10 protein-coding genes and 1 pseudogene are annotated in these 17,323 nt (G+C 71.1%); 1 reads left to right on the forward strand and 10 read right to left on the reverse strand.

Annotation, left to right across the window (positions count from 1 at the left end):
- Positions 1-84: 84 nt before the first annotated feature.
- Entirely contained in the window at positions 85-2,142 is a 2,058-nt protein-coding gene (locus CA983_RS25630) for a hypothetical protein (RefSeq protein WP_167407458.1), read from the forward strand.
- 96 nt (positions 2,143-2,238) lie between these two features.
- Here the strand turns inward: CA983_RS25630 and CA983_RS25635 are convergent, their stop codons facing one another.
- The 10 genes and pseudogenes from CA983_RS25635 to CA983_RS25680 all read right to left on the reverse strand — a co-directional run.
- Positions 2,239-3,447 (reverse strand): glycosyltransferase family 2 protein, encoded by a 1,209-nt coding sequence (locus CA983_RS25635; protein ID WP_086603228.1) that lies wholly within the window; start codon positions 3,445-3,447, stop codon positions 2,239-2,241.
- Positions 3,448-3,651: 204 nt separating this feature from the next.
- Entirely contained in the window at positions 3,652-5,766 is a 2,115-nt protein-coding gene (locus tag CA983_RS25640; RefSeq protein ID WP_244207102.1) for a CDP-glycerol glycerophosphotransferase family protein, read from the reverse strand.
- A 173-nt stretch (positions 5,767-5,939) separates the two neighbouring features.
- The gene (locus CA983_RS25645; protein WP_086603230.1) at positions 5,940-7,436 is read right to left on the reverse strand and encodes a bifunctional cytidylyltransferase/SDR family oxidoreductase; all 1,497 of its coding nucleotides are present in this window, start codon (positions 7,434-7,436) and stop codon (positions 5,940-5,942) included.
- A gap of 182 nt (positions 7,437-7,618) precedes the next feature.
- Positions 7,619-7,813 (reverse strand): hypothetical protein, encoded by a 195-nt coding sequence (locus CA983_RS25650; protein ID WP_086603231.1) that lies wholly within the window; start codon positions 7,811-7,813, stop codon positions 7,619-7,621.
- 174 nt (positions 7,814-7,987) lie between these two features.
- Positions 7,988-9,538, reverse strand: coding sequence for an alkaline phosphatase D family protein (locus tag CA983_RS25655; protein WP_086603232.1), 1,551 nt, complete (start codon positions 9,536-9,538; stop codon positions 7,988-7,990).
- 168 nt (positions 9,539-9,706) lie between these two features.
- Positions 9,707-11,203 carry an FG-GAP-like repeat-containing protein gene (locus tag CA983_RS25660; RefSeq protein WP_086603233.1) on the reverse strand — a complete coding sequence of 499 codons (1,497 nt, stop codon included), beginning with the start codon at positions 11,201-11,203 and terminating at the stop codon, positions 9,707-9,709.
- A gap of 154 nt (positions 11,204-11,357) precedes the next feature.
- Entirely contained in the window at positions 11,358-12,794 is a 1,437-nt protein-coding gene (obgE, locus tag CA983_RS25665) for a GTPase ObgE (RefSeq protein WP_086603234.1), read from the reverse strand.
- 126 nt (positions 12,795-12,920) lie between these two features.
- Positions 12,921-13,175, reverse strand: a complete 255-nt coding sequence (gene rpmA / locus CA983_RS25670) for a 50S ribosomal protein L27 (protein WP_010041940.1) — start codon at positions 13,173-13,175, stop codon at positions 12,921-12,923.
- 14 nt (positions 13,176-13,189) lie between these two features.
- Positions 13,190-13,510, reverse strand: a complete 321-nt coding sequence (rplU, locus tag CA983_RS25675; RefSeq protein WP_004931419.1) for a 50S ribosomal protein L21 — start codon at positions 13,508-13,510, stop codon at positions 13,190-13,192.
- Positions 13,511-13,778: 268 nt separating this feature from the next.
- Positions 13,779-17,323, reverse strand: a pseudogene (locus CA983_RS25680) (Rne/Rng family ribonuclease); the annotation flags it as partial.

Raw genomic sequence — 17,323 nt, forward strand, 5'->3', positions numbered from 1 at the left:
GACACGCGCGTGTCGTCAGGAGGTCGCCGCGCGTTAACCCGGGCGGCCGACCTGCGCCGACCCGACGCTCCTGGAGTGACCGCAGTGCCCCTACCTCTCCCCCGCCCACCGGCCCTGCTGAAGGGGCTGGTCGCCATCGTCCTGGCCGCCGCGTTCGCCGCTCAGGCGGTCGCGGCGCTGCTGCCCCACGTACCGCTGCTGCTCGCCGCGACCACCGTCTCCCTCGCCACCGAGGGCGTCCTGTACCGGTGGCAGCGCGGGGTGCTGTCGCTGTTCGCCAAGTCGCACGCGGACATCACCGTGCGGCACGTCCTGCGGGACCTGCTGCTGGTCGTGGGCCTGCTGCGGCTCGGCGAGCAGGACCGGGAAACGGTGTACGCCCCGCTCGTGGCGGGGCTGCTCGCCTTCTACGTGCTGCACTGCGCCATCCAGGCGGTCTCCGTGCTGGTGCGCCGGACCCGCACCCTGCCGGTGGTGACCCGGAACATCGACGCCTCGGCGCTGCGGCTGTCCAAGGCCCCGTCCGTGCTGCTGCGCCGCCCAGGCCACCGGCTGCTGGTGTTCGGCCTGCCGGCGACGGCCGGGCTGCTGGCCGCCGCGCCGGGCGACCAGCCGGTGTACGCGGCCGCGGGCATCGCGCTCTCCCTCGCGCTCGCGCTGACCGGCCTCGGCGCACTGCTCTTCCGGCTGCTGCCGGGTCGCCGCCCGGCCGGCGAGCAGGAGGTGCTCGACTGGTTCGAGGCGTGGCTGGCCGAGTACCGGCCGACCGTGGGCCTGTACTTCTCCGGCGGTGCCTCCTCGGCCTACCAGGCGAACATGTGGCTGGAGCCGCTCGCCAAGACCGACGGGAAGCCGGTCATCGTGCTGCGCGAGCGGTTCATGGTGCAGAAGATCGCGGCGACGGACATCCCGATCGTGTGCCTGCCGAAGGTGTCCACGCTGATGCGTCTGGAGCACTCCACGCTCCAGGTCCTCATCCACCCCTCGAACTCCGGCAAGACCTCCCAGGTGCTGCGCATCCCCACGATCAGGCACACCTTCGTCAACCACGGCGAGAGCGACAAGCTGTCCTCCTGCAACCCGTACGCGAAGGCGTACGACGAGGTCTGGGTGGCCGGGCCCGCCGCGCGCGAGCGGTACGCGCTGGCCGAGGTGGGCGTCGAGGACAAGGACGTGGTGGAGACGGGCCGTCCGCAGCTGGACGCCGTACGGCCGTACGCCGGTCCGCCCGCCGGGGCGTACACGACGGTGCTGTACGCGCCGACCTGGGAGGGCTGGGACGGCAACCCCGGCAACACGTCGGTGATCGCGGCCGGCGAGAACCTGGTGCGGGCGCTGCTCGCGGACCCGGGCGTGCGGCTGCTGTACAAGCCGCATCCGCTGACGGGGTCGGTGGACCCGCGCGCGGGCGCGGCCGATCTGCGCATCCGGGAGCTGATCCGGGCGGCCAACCGGGAGCGGGCGGGGGCGCGTCGTCCCACGGGCGGTGCCGAACTGGCCCGGCTCACCGAGGAGCTGGACCGGCTCACCACGACCGTCTTCCGGGCCGGGGCCGACACGGTGGAGCGGATGCGGGTGCAGTCGGCGCCGGAGCCGGGCCGGGCGGCGGCGGTGGCACGGGCGACGGCGGCCTGGGAGGAGGCGTACTGGGCCTCGCTGCCGGAGGATGAGCACCAGATCATCACGGACGCCCGGCCCGCGCTGTACTCCTGCTTCAACGTGGCCGACCTGCTGATCAGTGACGTGTCGAGCGTGATCAGCGACTTCCTGGCGAGCGAGAAGCCGTACGCGGTGGCGAACACCAGCGGCCTGCCCGAGGAGGCCTTCCGCACGGCGTTCCCGACGGTGGCGGCGGCGACCGTGCTGACGCCGGACGCGGCCGGGGTGCCGAGCCTGCTGGAGACGGTCCGCCACCCGGAGAAGGACGACCTGGCCGAGGCACGCGCCGCGTTGAAGCTGCGGCTGCTGGGCCCGGCCGATCCGCCGTCGCAGGAGCGCTTCGACGCGGCCGTGCGGGCCCTGTGCGAGGAGGCCCAAGCCCACCGGGCACGAGTGGCGGAGCGCCTGAGGGCGGAACTGCCCGGTCAGCGCACGGAGCCGGCGAGCGACGGGGCGGGCCTGCCGACGGCCGCACCGCGCTAACGCACCGCACGACGAACCAGCGGACGGCACGACGAACCGGCCGGCGAACAGCGCGGGGCCGGTGGGGCGATCGCCCCACCGGCCCCGCGCCCGTGTTCAGGCCGCCTGCCGCACCTCACGTGATGTCAGCACCCGCCGCGCCTTGCGTACCGCCCGGCGTACGAACGTGTCGACGCCGCCCTCGCGGTAGCCCGGGAAGGCGCGGGCCTCGCGCGGCTCGGCGAGGTACACCGAGTCGGGGATGCCCGCGGCGCGGTCGCGGAAGTGCGGATAGGCCAGGTAGACGCGGCGGCCCTTCTTCTCCAGGAGGGCCGCCGCCTGCTTCTTGGCCTTGACGAACTTCACGACGTCCAGCAGCAGTTCGGGACGCTGCTCGGCCACCAGGTGCAGCCGCAACCGCTCGTGGACCTTGAGGCGCTGGGCGACGCCCTCGGTCCAGTACGCGTCCATCAGCGGCTTGGCCAGCTCGAACTTGTGCCGGCGTATCTCCTCGCTGTCCGTCAGGTACTTGGGCCCGAACTGCGGCAGCAGCGTGACGAGGAAGGGCCGGACCATCAGCTGGTCGCGCCGGCCGCCCGCGGGGACGAGCTCGGCGATGAGGTTCATCAAGGCCCGCGCGGAGTCGAAGCGCAGCGTGTAACTGCCGCTCTTCGTCACGTGCTTGCCGTCGTCACGGCCGACCAGGTAGTAGCAGGTGTGGTCGGCGACCACGGAGACGCCGTCCGCCCTCAGGTACGCCTCCATCGTGAACAGGGCGTCCTCGCCGGTGAACAGCGACTCGTCGAACCGCATGCCGTGCCGGTCGAGCAGTTCGCGGCGGAACAGCTTCTGGGCGCTGAGCGTGAACTTGATGTTGGACGAGAAGACGTCCGTGCGCTCCACCGTCTTGCCCCACATGGACTTCGGCGCCGAGCGGTTGACGCCCTCGACCTTGCCGAGGACGACGTCCGTGCCGGCGCGGTCGGCCATGTCGACCATCCGCTCCAAAGCCTCGGGGCCCAGCCGGTCGTCGGCGTCGAGGAAGAAGACGTAACGCCCGGTCGCCTTGCCCAGACCCACGTTGCGCGGGCCGCTGGGGCCACCGGAGTTCTCCTGCCGGATCACCAGGACGTGCAGGGGAGCGCGCTCGGCGAACTCCTCCAGGTACTCGCCCGTGCCGTCCGTCGATCCGTCGTCCACCGCGATGACCTCGATGCGCTCCGGATCGATGGTCTGCGCCTCGACGGACGCGAGGCACTCGATCAAGTACGGCATCGCTTCGTACGCCCCGATGATCACACTCACATCAGGCTGCGCAACGGTCACGTTTCCCCCTAGTCAATGGGATATTCCCCCCGTATCGCCTCATTCGCTACCTGGTAGACGGGTGATCGAGGCAAGCGGTTGCCTCATACGCATGTATTCGTGAGTCTCCTCACATGGCGAACCGGCAGGCAGCGGCAACGAGAAAGAGTTCGGCCCCCGAGGAGCGTTCCTCGGGGGCCGAACTCTGAAGCAGGCGGCGGTGGCTCAGCCCGTGCCGACGCCGTCCGTGTCACCGGCGGAGGACACCCGCTGCCCGGGCACGGCGTTCGCCAGCTTCTCCGCGTCGGCGGTGGCGGCCGCGATCCGTGACTCCTGGCCGACGTTGCGCGTCTCGGACTTGATCGCGAGGTTCGCGACGGCGGTGTTGAACTGGTCGATGGAGGCCGGCTCGTCCGGGCCCAGCAGGTACTGCTTGAGTTCCTTGCGGTCCTCGGCCAGCGGATCGGCGGCCGGGTCGCGCACCGCGGCGAGCAGCTCGCCCAGCTCGGCCGCGCTGTTGGACAGGATCACCGCGGCACGCACCGCCGTGTTGTTCCGCTTGAACTCCTCGGCACCCAGCTCCGCGGAGTCGGTGACCGCGTACGGCTTGCCGCTCGCGATGAAGTCGGAGACCACGCTGGAGATGTCCGAGACCATCGCGTCCGAGACGTTGAAGCAGTCGTACAGCCGCGGTTCGGAGCCGGTGATGACGCGGTGCTCCCAGGTGGGGAAGGAACGCCAGTAGGCGTCGTTCCACTCGGCGCGCAGCCGGGCGACCTCCTCGTGCCGGGCGACGTCGACCTGCCCGTCACGGGTGGCCTCGGCCTCGTCGCGGCCCTTGTCGCCGCCGGTGCCGACCAGCTGGGCGATCCGGGCCTCGATCCGGGCCAGCTCCGCCTTGGCCTGCGCCTGGGCGGCGCTGTCGGCGACGAACCGCGAGTCGGCGGCGCGTTCGGCGGCGGCCTTCTGAACCAGGGCGGTGATGCGCTGGTGGGCGGCCTTGGCCTCCTTGCTGCGCGTGCCGGTGAACGGGTGCGGCTTGTACAGGACGCGGACCGGCGGGTCGGCCGTGATCAGCCTGCGCACGATGTTCTCGCCGGCCAGCAGGATCGAGGTGTTGCCGGGGTTGTCGTCCCAGCCCTCCCAGGTGGGGGCGTACAGAACCGTCGGGATACGTCCCTCGGGCACGCCCTGCCAGGTCCGGATCGGGGCGAGCTGCGGACGGCCGACCTCGACGATGTCGTCGTCGCGGACACCGACGTCGGCGATGGCGTAACGGTCGCGGCCCGCGCGGCCGGCCGTCCACACCTCGTCGTAGACCTTGCTGAACGGGTTGACGCTGGCGAGCTTGTCGCTGTCGCCGTGACCGATGAAGACGTGCTTCATGGTGGGCACGCGCAGCAGGTGGATGTTCTTGCCGACGTTCGCCGCGTAGAGCGCGACCCGCACCGTGGACAGGTCCATGTTCATCAGGTGCACCCCTCCGGGCACGCAGATGACGGGGACCGTGGTCGGCGCCAGGTTGTTCAGGATGGCCCGCTCACGCAGGATGATCAGCGGCTTGGAGTCCAGGTTCTCCATGGTGTCCAGCCACATGTTCACCTGGTACGCGGAGTCCTTCGAACCGGAGAAGTACAGAACCGTCTCCGGCTTGTACTGGCCCAGCCAGTCGTCTACGGCGGCCAGCACCTTCTCGGCGTTCGGCGGGACCTTCCGGCCGCGCACGTACGGCATGAGCGTCAGGACGTAGAGGGTGGCGAGGGCCACCGTGACGCCGATGCCGATGAACCCGATCAGGGCCGACTTCACCTGCGCGGCGAGCAGGATGCCGACGACCGCGAAGAGGTCGAGGTGCAGCATCTTCTCGGCGGAGCGGTGCAGCAGCCGGCGCGGCGGGGCGTCCGGGATGCGGATGCGGGACTTCAGGTCGACGTTGCGGGTGGCGACCGGCATGCGGCGGCGGTTGCGGATCAGCTGGACCAGCGCGCCGTGCGGGGCCTGCAGACCGTAGAAGGCGATGAAGCAGGCGATCGCGCCGTAGTAGATCAGGTTGTCCGCGTAGGACAGCCGGGCCAGCAGCAGGATCATGAGCAGCTGCCGGATCAGGAAGCGGATCGACAGGCCGGCCCGGACCTTGCCGAGGCGGTTGATCAGGTAGCTGCCCTTGCGGTGCAGATAGTGGTCCGCCAGGTACGTCACGGCGGCCGCTGCCGCGAAGGCGGGGACGCTCGGGACGAGCGCGGCCAGCATGAGGGCGGGGAAGCCCGCCACCATGAGGACCGCCGCGGCCAGCTCGGCCGCGCTGCCCACCCGGGCGACGCGAATAGCGGTGGATATCACGGAGAAACCTGCTCTTGGGAGGGGTGTGCCGGTCTTGGTTCGAGAATGCGGCTGGTCTGTGAATATTCGCGGGACGGGATGGATTCAGGCCCCTGCGAACACTCCTGTTGACAAAGCCCGTTAACAGGAGGGCGCAGAGGCCTGAATTACTGAAGTCTATTTGGCGTCAATTATTACACGCCGTCCTGCCGGTCCAGCACCGAGGCCAGCGCCTGCTCGAAGCCGGAGGCCCGGGCCGCACCGGCGGTCGGGTCCTGCTGGCGGACGTCGATGACGTGGCCGGTCAGCTCGGACAGCAGCACGTCCAGCGAGGTGCGCGCCACGGCCTCGGAGGACAGCAGCGAGCCGGCCGGCTCCTGGCCGAAGGCCTTGGTGCGCATCGGGGTGGCGGTGCGCTCGGGGTTGATGCAGTTGACGCGGATGCCGTCGCCGGCCCACTCGTCGGACAGGGCCTGGGTGAGGTTCACCATGGCGGCCTTGGTCGAGGAGTACAGGCTGTACTCGGCGCGGCCACGGGTGTAGCTGCTGGAGGTGTACAGCAGCAACTGGCCCTTGGTCTCGGACAGGTACTTGTACGACGAACGGGCGATCTGCACCGGGGCCAGGTAGTTGACCTTCAGCGCCTCCTCGATGGTGGCGTTGTCGGTCTCGGCGAGCTTGCCGATGCGCAGCACGCCCGCGGTGTTCACCACGTAGTCGATGCGGCCGGTCTCGGCGTAGGCCTTGGACAGGGCGTCGTCGACCTCCTCCGGGTTCTCCACGTGGGTACCGGTGGTGGAGCGGCCCAGCGCGTAGACCGAGGCGCCGTAGGACTCGGCGAGCTCGGCGATGTCCTTGCCGATGCCGTAGGAGCCGCCGAAGACGACGACCGTCTTGCCGGTCAGCAGCTCCCGGTAGGCCTCCTCGGAGACCTGCTCGGGCGCGGCCGTGGAGGCGAGCTGGAAGAGCTTGTCGGCGATGAAGACGTCGACGGGCTGGGTGACCTTCATGTTGTACTCGTCACCCGCGACGACGTGGATCGGCACGTCCGGCAGGTACCTGAGCACGACGGAGCAGTCGTCGGTGGCCTGGAAGTTGGGGTCGCCGGCGGCGACCTCGTAGGCCCGGCGGATCGTGGACAGCTTGAAGGCCTGCGGCGTCTGGCCGCGGCGCAGCCGGGAGCGGTCCGGGATCTCGGTGATGAACTCGCCGTCCTCGCCGTGCGTGCGCGTGACGATGATGGTGTCGGCGGAGGGGATGGCGACGTCGACGGCCTGGTAGCGCTCCAGCGCGGTGACGCAGTCGTCGATGACGCGCTGCGACAGCAGGGGGCGCACGGCGTCGTGGAAGAGGACGTTGGCGTCCTCGCCCTCGGCCAGGCCCTCGCCCAGGGCCGATATGGCTCGCTCGGTGGTCTCGTTCCGCGTGGCGCCGCCCTCGATGATCTTCGAGACCTTCTTGAATCCGGCCTTCGCGACAATCTTCTCGATGTCGGGCACATAGCCCGGTGCCATCAGCACGATGATGTCGTCGATCGAGTCGGCGTTCTCGAAAGTGGTCAGCGTGTGCTCGATGACTGCCTTGCCGGCGATCTTCAGCAGCTGCTTGGGGATCGACAGACCCACGCGCTGACCGGTGCCACCGGCCAGGATCACTGCGGTGGTACGGGGCTTGGCTATGTGCTGGGACACAGGTGACCTACCTTGGGGCGACAGGGAACTTCGAAATGGTCCCACTTGTGGTTACCGCAGTGCAAGGTGAGCGCCCTCTGCCGCATATGTGCGCGCAACCTGTCATTCACCTCCCACTCCTGTGATTGGTGAGACGGTTCCGCGACCCTCCGGAAATGCGCTGTGAGTAACTCCACAGACGCTCAGCGGCGTCGGAGCCGCTCGAGACAGCGGTGACCGAGGACCTTCACGAGTTCCTTGGACGATGTCCGGTGCACGGTACGCGCTTTGACGGTGCCGGCCCGCTCTTCGGCAGTATGCGGTACGGTCGGCGGCAGGGCGGCATCGCCGGCGACCCGCACACCGAGCCCGCCGATCTGCTCCGTCGGGCAGCTCATTGCCGCGGAATTCCTGGTCAAGATTCCGCAGCATTTCGGTCTCGGCGAGAGCAATATGCCACAAGCCCGGGTCGGGCTTCTCACACGGTCCCCCGTCTCGTACGACGAAGAACCCGGCACTCCGAGGAGTACCGGGCTCACGCGAGCGTCAGGGGTCGAGCGTCAGGGGCCGGGTCAGACCACCTCGACGCCCGGCCGGCCCGCCTCGACCCGCAGCTTGGCCAGCGTGCTCGGCGTCGCCGACGGCTGCCGTACGGTGTCGACCACCCTCACCTGCGCGTCGATGCCGTCGCGGCGGACGTCGAAGAGGTGGTAGCCGCGGTGGGCGTCGAGCAGCTTCCAGTGCGGGTTGTCCGGGCGCCGCGGGTCCCACTCCCTGCGGAAGGCCGCCTGGTCCTGGTCGCCGTTGCTGGAGATGGAGGTGCCGACGAACTCGGCGCCGACGACCGCGGAGTCCGGGTCGGCGTAGTCCTCCTTGAGGTCGCTGATCATCGTCAGGTGCCGGTCGCCGGAGAGCACGACGGGGTTGCGGACCTTCTTGAACTCCTGGAGGAACCGGTTGCGTTCGGCCTGGTAGCCGTCCCAGGCGTCGTAGAACCAGAGCTTGCCCTCGCCGACCTTCAGGTCCGTCTCGGCCATCATGATCTGCGAGGCGATGAGATTCCAGCGGGCCGGCGACTCCTGCAGCCCGTTCAGCAGCCACTGCTTCTGCCGCGCGCCCAGCATGGTCAGCGACGGGTCCTGGGCACCGGCCTGGCTGGTGGCCTGGTCGCTGCGGTACTGCCGGGTGTCCAGGACGTTGAGCCGGGCGAGCCGGCCGAACTCCAGGCGGCGGTACATCTTGATGTGCGGTCCGTTCGGGACGGCGCTCGCACGGACCGGCATGTGCTCGTAGAACGCCTGGTAGGCCGCCGTCAGCCGGGCCACGAACGCGTCGTGCGGCTGCTTGTCCGGGTCCTGGGGGATCTCGCCGGCGAAGTCGTTGTCGACCTCGTGGTCGTCGAAGCTGACCACGAAGGGCGCGTTCGCGTGCATCGCCGCGAGGTCCGCGTCCGTGCGGTACTGAGCGTACCGGTTGCGGTACTGGGCGAGGCTGAACGGCTCACCGGTCCCCTCGTGGCGTCGTACGCCCGTCGCCGACGGCGTGGACTCGTAGATGTAGTCGCCGACGAACACCACGACGTCCGGGTCCTGGTCGAGCATGTCGGCGTACGGCGTGAAATAGCCGTGCTGCCAGTTCTGGCAGGAGGCCAGCGCCACGCGCAGGGAGCCACCGGAGCTGTAGGGGTGGGGCGCGGTACGGGTGCGGCCGGCGGGTGAGAGCTGCCCGCTGGTGCGGAAGCGGTACCAGTACGTACGGTCCGGGCGCAGCCCGCGTACGTCCACGTGAACGCTGTGCCCGTACTCGGGCCGGGCCTGGGCGGTGCCCCGGCGGACGAGCTTTCTGAACCGGGAGTCCTCCGCGAGCTGCCATTCCACCGGCACCACCCGGTCGGGCATACCGCCGCCGTTCAGCGGATCCGGGGCGAGCCGGGTCCACAGCACGATGCCGTCCGGCAGCGGATCTCCGGAGGCGACACCGAGGCTGAACACGCCGTCGGGCAGCGGTGTCTCGGCCCCGTGGGCGGTAGCCGGCAGCCACAGCTGGGCGGAGGCCGCGGCACCGAGCACCGCGGCACCGGCGGTCAGAAATCGGCGTCGGTCGGGGGATACTGCTCCGGTCATCGGCTGACTCCCTTACCTCGCTGGCCACTTGGACACTGGGAAGCTTCACGCTCGCGGGCGGTCCGCCCGCTGAACGCCGGGGTTCACGTACATGACAACTAAGCAGCCAAAAGGAGACCCGCCGCCAGCGCTGGAACAAGCCGTTGCCGGGGCGGGTCTGAAAGGTGATCAGTCAGCGAAGCCGGTGCCGAGCCGGGCCTCCGTGGCGGTCGTGCCGAGGAGGGTGTTGCCGAAGGTCGTGGTGGCGTTGGGGCTCACGACGGTTGCCGGGGCGGACCTGAAGTACCACACGGACCCGGCGTTGCCGTTCTCCCCCGGCGCGCCCGCGGCCAGGTCGGCCAGGCCGTCGCGGTTGGCGTCGGCGAGGTGGACGGCCCTGCCGAAGGCGTCGTTCTTCTCGGGCGTGCCCGGCACGTTGGGCGTGTCCTGCGTCACCACTTGGGCGCCGGTGCCGGTGAGCCCGCGCTCGGTGCCGGGCAGCACGACGACAGCTCCCGCGTCGGCCACAGTGCCCAGGTTCTCCCCGGGCAGCCCGGTCGCCACGTCCGGGAATCCGTCGCCGTTGACGTCGGCGACCCGGACGTCGGTACCGAAGCCGTCGCCCGCCTCGGCACTGCCGGGCACGCCGGGGCTGTCCTGGTTGAGGTGCTTGGCCTTCACGCCGTCGGGCCCGTCCGGGCCGCCCGGGATCCAGGTGACCCGGCCGCCCTTGGCGGCGGGGGTGTCGAGGTCGCTGTCGTACCCGTCGACGGCCCGGCCGACCACGATGTCGTCGTAGCCGTCCCGGTCGACGTCCCCGATGTCGAGGTTCTCGCCGCCCTTGAGCCGGTAGCCGTCGGCGCCCTGGACGGTGGTGTACGGCGTGAGTCCCCGCTCGGTGCCCAGCCAGTACACGACCCGGCGGGCGTCGAACTCGTCGCCGTCGTTCTCGGTGGCGGCCACGTCCGTGACACCGTCGCCGTTGACGTCGCCGGTGGCCAGGTCGAGGACGCGGCTGTCGAACTCGTCCGTCACGATCTGCTCGCCCTGGGCCGTGGAGCCGTCCCGGGCGAACGGGCCTTTCAGCACGCGCAGATTGAACTGGTTCTCCACGGTCACCAGGTCCTCGGCACCGTCACCGTTGATGTCCCCGACGGTCAGGCGCCCCTGGCGGCCGAGCCCGTCGTAGGACTTCCCGGTGGCCAGGACGGCCCCGCCGGACAGGCCCTTCGCACCTCCCCACAGGACCTCGACCAGCCCGGACTCCGCACCGCCGTCGGCCGTGTCCTCGCTTCCCACGCCGACCACCAGGTCCGCGTACCCGTCGCGGTCCAGGTCGGCGGTGGTGAGCGCGCTGCCGAACGCGTCGTCCGTCTCGGGGCTGCCGGGCACGCCGGCCGTGCTCTGGCTGAACACCTGCCGCTTCGTCGTGTCGAGCCCGTTCTTCGTGCCGTAGACCACGGCGACGTATCCGGCGCCCTTCTTGCCACCGACGGTCGCCGTCGGGGCGGCCACGGCGAGGTCGGCGTAGCCGTCGCCGTTGAAGTCGTCGTGGAGCTTCGCCACGCCGGCCGAGGTCGTGGGGGCCGCGTCGGCGGCCTGTGCGGCCACCGGGGCGGTGACGGCCGCGACGACCGCGACGGCCGCCGCCACTGCTGCTCCTCGGCCGATCCTGCGCTTGCTCATGGACTGGGGCACGTGAACTCCGGTGATCTGCTGGGCAGTTGAGGCGCGACGAGGAACAAGATCCTCATGCGCACCGCCCAGTACGACTCACCGAAGAACGACTTGGTTGCCTTGAAGTCCGTTGCGAATTTGCTGCTCGTTAACTTTCGGACACTCAGAACGGCTCGAAGTCGTCGAACTCCTGCTGCGCCTCGTCCCGCTCGGCCTGCCGGTCCCTGCGGCGCTGCGCGGCCGGTCGCGCCTCCTCCAGCCGGTGGTCCTCACCGCGTCGGCCGAGCATCTCGGCCCCGGCCATCACGGACGGCTCCCAGTCGAAGACGACCGCGTTCTCCTCGGGGCCGATGGCGACACCGTCGCCGCTTCGGGCGCCCGCCTTCATCAGCTCCTCTTCGACCCCGAGCCGGTTGAGCCGGTCCGCCAGGTAGCCGACCGCCTCGTCGTTGGTGAAGTCGGTCTGCCGCACCCAGCGCTCGGGCTTCTCCCCGCGCACCCGGAACAGCCCGTCCTCCTCGCGCGTCACCGTGAAGCCGGTGTCGTCCACGGCCTTGGGCCGGATCACGATCCGCGTGGCCTCTTCCTTCGGCTTCGCCGCCCGCGCCTGCGACACGAGATCCCCGAGCGCGAACGACAGCTCCTTCAGCCCCATGTGCGCCACGGCGGACACCTCGAACACGCGGTACCCGCGCGCCTCCAGGTCGGGCCGCACCAGCTCGGCCAGCTCCTTGCCGTCCGGTACGTCGATCTTGTTCAGGACGACGATCCGCGGACGGTTGTCCAGCCCGCCGTACTGCCGCAGCTCCTGCTCGATGAGGTCGAGGTCGGAGGCCGGGTCGCGGTCCGACTCCAGCGTGGCGGCGTCCAGGACGTGCACGAGGACACTGCACCGCTCCACGTGCCGCAGGAACTCCAGGCCGAGGCCCTTGCCCTGGCTGGCTCCCGGGATCAGCCCGGGCACGTCGGCGATCGTGTAGACCGTCGAGCCGGCCGTGACGACACCGAGGTTCGGCACGAGTGTGGTGAACGGGTAGTCGGCGATCTTCGGCTTGGCGGCGCTCAGCACCGAGATCAGCGACGACTTGCCGGCGCTCGGATACCCGACGAGCGCCACGTCGGCGACCGTCTTCAGCTCCAGGACGACTTCCCGCAGGTCCCCCGGCTCGCCGAGCAGCGCGAACCCGGGCGCCTTGCGCCGGGCGGACGCCAGCGCCGCGTTGCCGAGCCCGCCCCGGCCGCCCTGCGCGGCGACGAACGACGTGCCGTGCCCGACCAGGTCGGCGAGGACGTTGCCCGCCTTGTCGAGCACCACCGTGCCGTCCGGCACCGGCAGGACGAGGTCCTGCCCGTCCTTGCCGGAGCGGTTGCCGCCCTCGCCGGGCTTGCCGTTGGTGGCCTTGCGGTGCGGGGAGTGGTGGTAGTCGAGGAGCGTGGTCACGGACTGGTCGACGGTGAGGATCACGTCTCCGCCGCGCCCGCCGTTGCCGCCGTCGGGCCCGCCCAGCGGCTTGAACTTCTCACGGTGGACGGAGGCACAGCCGTGACCTCCGTTACCCGCGGCGACATGCAGCTCGACGCGGTCCACGAAGGTGGTCATGGTGGGTGCCTCCAGTGATGTACGGCCGTTGCGTACGGGTTGTACGGGGTTGTTCTCTGCGTAACACGCGAAAGGCGGACCCGCTTCCCGTGAGGGAAGTGAGGTCCGCCTCGCGAAAGCTTCCGGTCAGGCGACCGGAACGATGTTCACGACCTTGCGGCCACGGTGGGTGCCGAACTGCACCGAACCGGCCTGGAGGGCGAACAGCGTGTCGTCGCCGCCACGGCCGACACCGGCGCCCGGGTGGAAGTGGGTGCCGCGCTGACGGACCAGGATCTCACCCGCGTTGACGACCTGACCGCCGAAGCGCTTCACGCCGAGGCGCTGAGCGTTGGAGTCACGACCGTTACGGGTGGACGATGCGCCCTTCTTGTGTGCCATCTCTCCTCAGTCCCTTACTTCGCAGCCGCGGGGATCTCAGTGACCTTGATCGCCGTGTACTGCTGGCGGTGGCCCTGACGACGGCGGTAACCGGTCTTGTTCTTGTAGCGCAGAATGTCGATCTTCTGGCCCTTGTGGTGGTCCACGACCTCGGCCTGGACCTTGATGCCGGCCAGGACCCACGGGTCGCTGGTCACGGCGTCGCCGTCGACAACGAGCAGGGTCGAGAGCTCGACCGTGTCGCCAACCTTGGCAGTGGAAATCTTGTCAACCTCAACGATGTCGCCGACAGCAACCTTGTGCTGGCGACCACCGCTGCGCACGATGGCGTACACGCGGACTCACTCTCTCGCTCGGGGAAACGGCACCCCCGCAGGCCAGCCGCCCGACACAACAAGCGGCCTCTCCTGAGCGCCCGGCGCCCGGAGGATGAGGTTTACGGGGATGTGACGCGTCATTCGACACGCCGACGGTCAAGGTTACGGGGCTGCGGCCGAAGGGGTCAAACCGAGCCGGGTCCGCCCCCTGTGCGACCGGTCACGCCGGCCGCGTCCGCCGGGGCGTACGCAGGTTCGCGCACGCCCCGGCGGGCGTCGACGCCGGTCAGTCCTCGTCGGTGGAGGCCGAGACGGAGGAGCGGGACTGCTCCGCCGCGACGGTCTTCTTCGCCGTGGTCTTCTTGGCGGCGGTCTTGGTGGTCTTCGCCGCCTTCTTCGCCGTCGTCTTCTTGGCCGCGGTCTTCTTCGCAGCGGTCTTCTTGGTGGCGGCCTTCTTCGCCGTGGCCTTCTTGGCCGTCTTGCGGGCCGTCTTCTTGGCCGGGGCCGACTCCTCGGCGGCCTCCTCCGTGGCGGCGCCTTCGGCCGCGGCAGCCTCGGGGGCCTCGGCAGCCTCCTCCGGCGCGGCCGACGGGACGACCACGACGGCCGCCTCCTCGGACGCGGTGGACACGGTGGGCTTGCGCACCGCACGACGCCGCGGACGGGCCGGCGCGACGCTCTCGGCGGGCGCCTCGACGGCCGCCTCGGCAGTCGCCGCGGGCTGTTCGGCCTGCTCGGGCGTCTGCGTGGCCTCGGACGCGGCGGGCGCGGTCTCGGAAACCGTCACCACGGCCGCCTCCGCCCCCGCCGGAGAACCGGCCGGCGCGGACACCTTGCGCGTCGCCCGCCGACGGACACGGCCCTTGGGCGCGGCCTCCTCGGCGGCCGGGGCCTCGACGACCGGGTCCTCGACGGCCATCGGCTCGGCGTGCGCCTCGGCGGCCGGCTCCGGCTGCACCGGACGGGCGATCTCCTCGGCGGCGGTCACGTCCTGAGCCGTCGGCACCTCGGGCTCGGCCTGCTCGGCCTTCCCGCCCTGCCGGGCCGCCGGCTCCGCCGTCTCACCGCGCGGCGCACCCGCCGGAGCCGACGCCCGCCGGCTCGCCCGGCGCCGCGTCCGGCCGCGGCCGGCAGCGGCCTCCGCCTCGGCGGCGCTGCTGTACAGCTCCTCGTCGGGCTCGAAGACCGGCTCGGGCAGCGCGATCGGCTCGGCGATCTCGGCACCGATCTCGGCCTCGGTCTCCGCCTCCTCCTCGGCGGTCTCGACGGCCGCCTCGTGCACGTGCGGCTCGGCGGCACCGGCACGCGCGCGCTTCTTGCGCTTGCCGCCGCCTCCGACGGAGGTCGGCTGCTCCATGTGCACGATGACACCGCGCCCGTTGCAGTGGACGCAGGTCTCGGAGAAGGACTCCAGGAGCCCCTGCCCGACCCGCTTGCGGGTCATCTGCACGAGCCCCAGCGAGGTCACCTCGGCCACCTGGTGCTTCGTACGGTCCCGGCCCAGGCATTCGAGCAGGCGCCGCAGCACCAGGTCCCGGTTGGACTCCAGCACCATGTCGATGAAGTCGATGACGATGATGCCGCCGAGGTCGCGCAGCCGCAGCTGGCGCACGATCTCCTCGGCCGCCTCCAGGTTGTTCCTGGTGACGGTCTCCTCGAGGTTGCCGCCCTGGCCGGTGAACTTGCCGGTGTTGACGTCGACGACGACCATCGCCTCGGTCCGGTCGATCACCAGCGAACCGCCGCTGGGCAGCCACACCTTGCGGTCCAGCGCCTTGGCGAGCTGCTCGTCGATCCGGTAGGTGGCGAAGACGTCGACCTCGGAGGTCCACTTCTGGAGCCGGTCGGCGAGGTCCGGCGCGACGTGCGAGACGTACCCGTGGATGGTCGACCACGCCTCGTCGCCGCTGACGACGACCTTGGAGAAGTCCTCGTTGAAGATGTCGCGCACGACCCGGACGGTCATGTCCGGCTCGCCGTACAGCAGCGTCGGCGCGTTGCCGCCGTTCTTGGACTTCTTCTGGATCTCCTCCCACTGCCCCTGGAGCCGCTCGACGTCCCGGCGCAGCTCGTCCTCGCTCGCGCCCTCGGCGGCGGTGCGCACGATGACGCCCGCGTCCTCGGGGACGATCTTCTTGAGGATCGTCTTCAGCCGCGCCCGCTCGGTGTCGGGCAGCTTGCGGCTGATGCCGGTCATGGAGCCCTCGGGCACGTACACGAGGTAGCGCCCGGGGAGGGAGACCTGGCTGGTCAGACGGGCGCCCTTGTGCCCGATGGGGTCCTTGGTCACCTGGACGAGCACGGACTGCCCGGACTTCAGGGCGGACTCGATGCGCCGCGGCCCGTTGGCCATGCCGAGCGCCTCGAAGTTGACCTCACCGGCGTACAGGACGGCGTTGCGGCCCTTGCCGATGTCGATGAAGGCGGCCTCCATCGACGGCAGCACGTTCTGCACCTTGCCGAGGTAGACGTTGCCGACGTACGAGGTCGACTGCTCCTTGTTGACGTAGTGCTCGACGAGCACGCCGTCCTCCAGGACGCCGATCTGCGTACGGTCGCCGTGCTGCCGGACGACCATCACGCGGTCGACGGCCTCGCGCCGGGCCAGGAACTCGGCCTCGGTGATGATCGGAACGCGCCGGCGGCCCTGCTCGCGGCCCTCCCGGCGGCGCTGCTTCTTGGCCTCCAGGCGGGTCGAGCCCTTGATGGACTGCACCTCGTCGGACGGTTCGGCCTTGGGGCGGGGCTCGCGGACCTTGACGACCGTGCGCTCCGGGTCGTCGTCGGAGGGCTCGGCGGTGTCGGCCGCGGTGTCACCGGCACGGCGACGGCGGCGACGGCGCCGGCGGCTGCTGCTGGAGCCGCCGCCCGACTCGTCGCGGTCGGCGGCCTCGTCGGACTCGTCCTGGTCCTCCTCGGCCTGCTCCGCGCTGTCCTCGGCGTCCTGCGCGGCGGCCTGCTCGGACTCGGCGTCCGCGCCCTCGCCGCCCTCGGCGTCGCTGTCGGCGGACTCACCGCGCCGACGGCGGCGGCCGCCCCGGCGGCGGCGACGGCGCGACCCGGCACCCTCGGAGTCCCGCCGGACTGCTCCTCGCGCACCTCGGCCGACGCGGACTCCTCCGCCTGCTCGGGCTCCTCGGGCCCGGCCGCCTCGGCGGCGGCTGCGGCGGCGGCTCGCTCCGGCGTCTGGAACTGGGGCTCGGTGAACACGGGCGCCTGGAACACGGCGACAGCGGGCCGCGCGGGCCGCGCCGACGTCTCGTCCTCACCGGCGGCGGCCTRCGCGGACTTCGGGGACCGGGAGCCCCGCGAGGACTGCGCGGGCTCGGCGAAACCACTGGCGGCCCGGCGTACGGCCCGGCGGCGGCGCCGCGGAGCGGCATCCTCGGCGGGCTCGGAAGCCTGGGCGGCGGCCTCGGACGCTCCGTCGGACTCAGCGGCAGGGGATTCGGTCACAGGTGCCTTCGCCTCCTCGGCGGGCGAGCCGGAGGGGGCCTCGGCGGGCCCACCAGACCCGGCGGCGACGGCCTCGGCGGGCGCGTCGGTCGTAGCGACGGAGCCGGACCGGCCCGCGTCGGCGGTTCCTTCGGCCGCGTCCGCGGCGGCAGGCGCCGCGGTGGGCGCGGTCACGCGTCGTGTGGCACGCCGCCGGGTCCGGCGCGGGGCAGCCTCCTCGGCGGCCTCCGCGGTCTCGGCGCCGTCAGCGGCCGCAGCGGCCTCAGGGGCGCCCGGCTCGGCCTGTGCGGCGGCGGCCGTCGCCGTCGCCGTCTCCGCCGGGGTCGCGGCAGGGGAGGTCACGGTCCGCGTCGCACGACGCCGGGTGCGCCGGGG

It is taken from the genome of Streptomyces swartbergensis (assembly GCF_002148965.1).
Lineage (GTDB): Bacteria > Actinomycetota > Actinomycetes > Streptomycetales > Streptomycetaceae > Streptomyces > Streptomyces swartbergensis.

Coding starts and splice junctions, on each gene's coding strand:
- CA983_RS25650 (WP_086603231.1), bottom strand. CDS start 7,813: ATGAGCTGCCCGACGGAGCAGATCGGCGGGCTCGGTGTGCGGGTCGCC.
- CA983_RS25655 (WP_086603232.1), bottom strand. CDS start 9,538: ATGACCGGAGCAGTATCCCCCGACCGACGCCGATTTCTGACCGCCGGT.
- CA983_RS25660 (WP_086603233.1), bottom strand. CDS start 11,203: ATGAGCAAGCGCAGGATCGGCCGAGGAGCAGCAGTGGCGGCGGCCGTC.
- obgE (WP_086603234.1), bottom strand. CDS start 12,794: ATGACCACCTTCGTGGACCGCGTCGAGCTGCATGTCGCCGCGGGTAAC.
- rpmA (WP_010041940.1), bottom strand. CDS start 13,175: ATGGCACACAAGAAGGGCGCATCGTCCACCCGTAACGGTCGTGACTCC.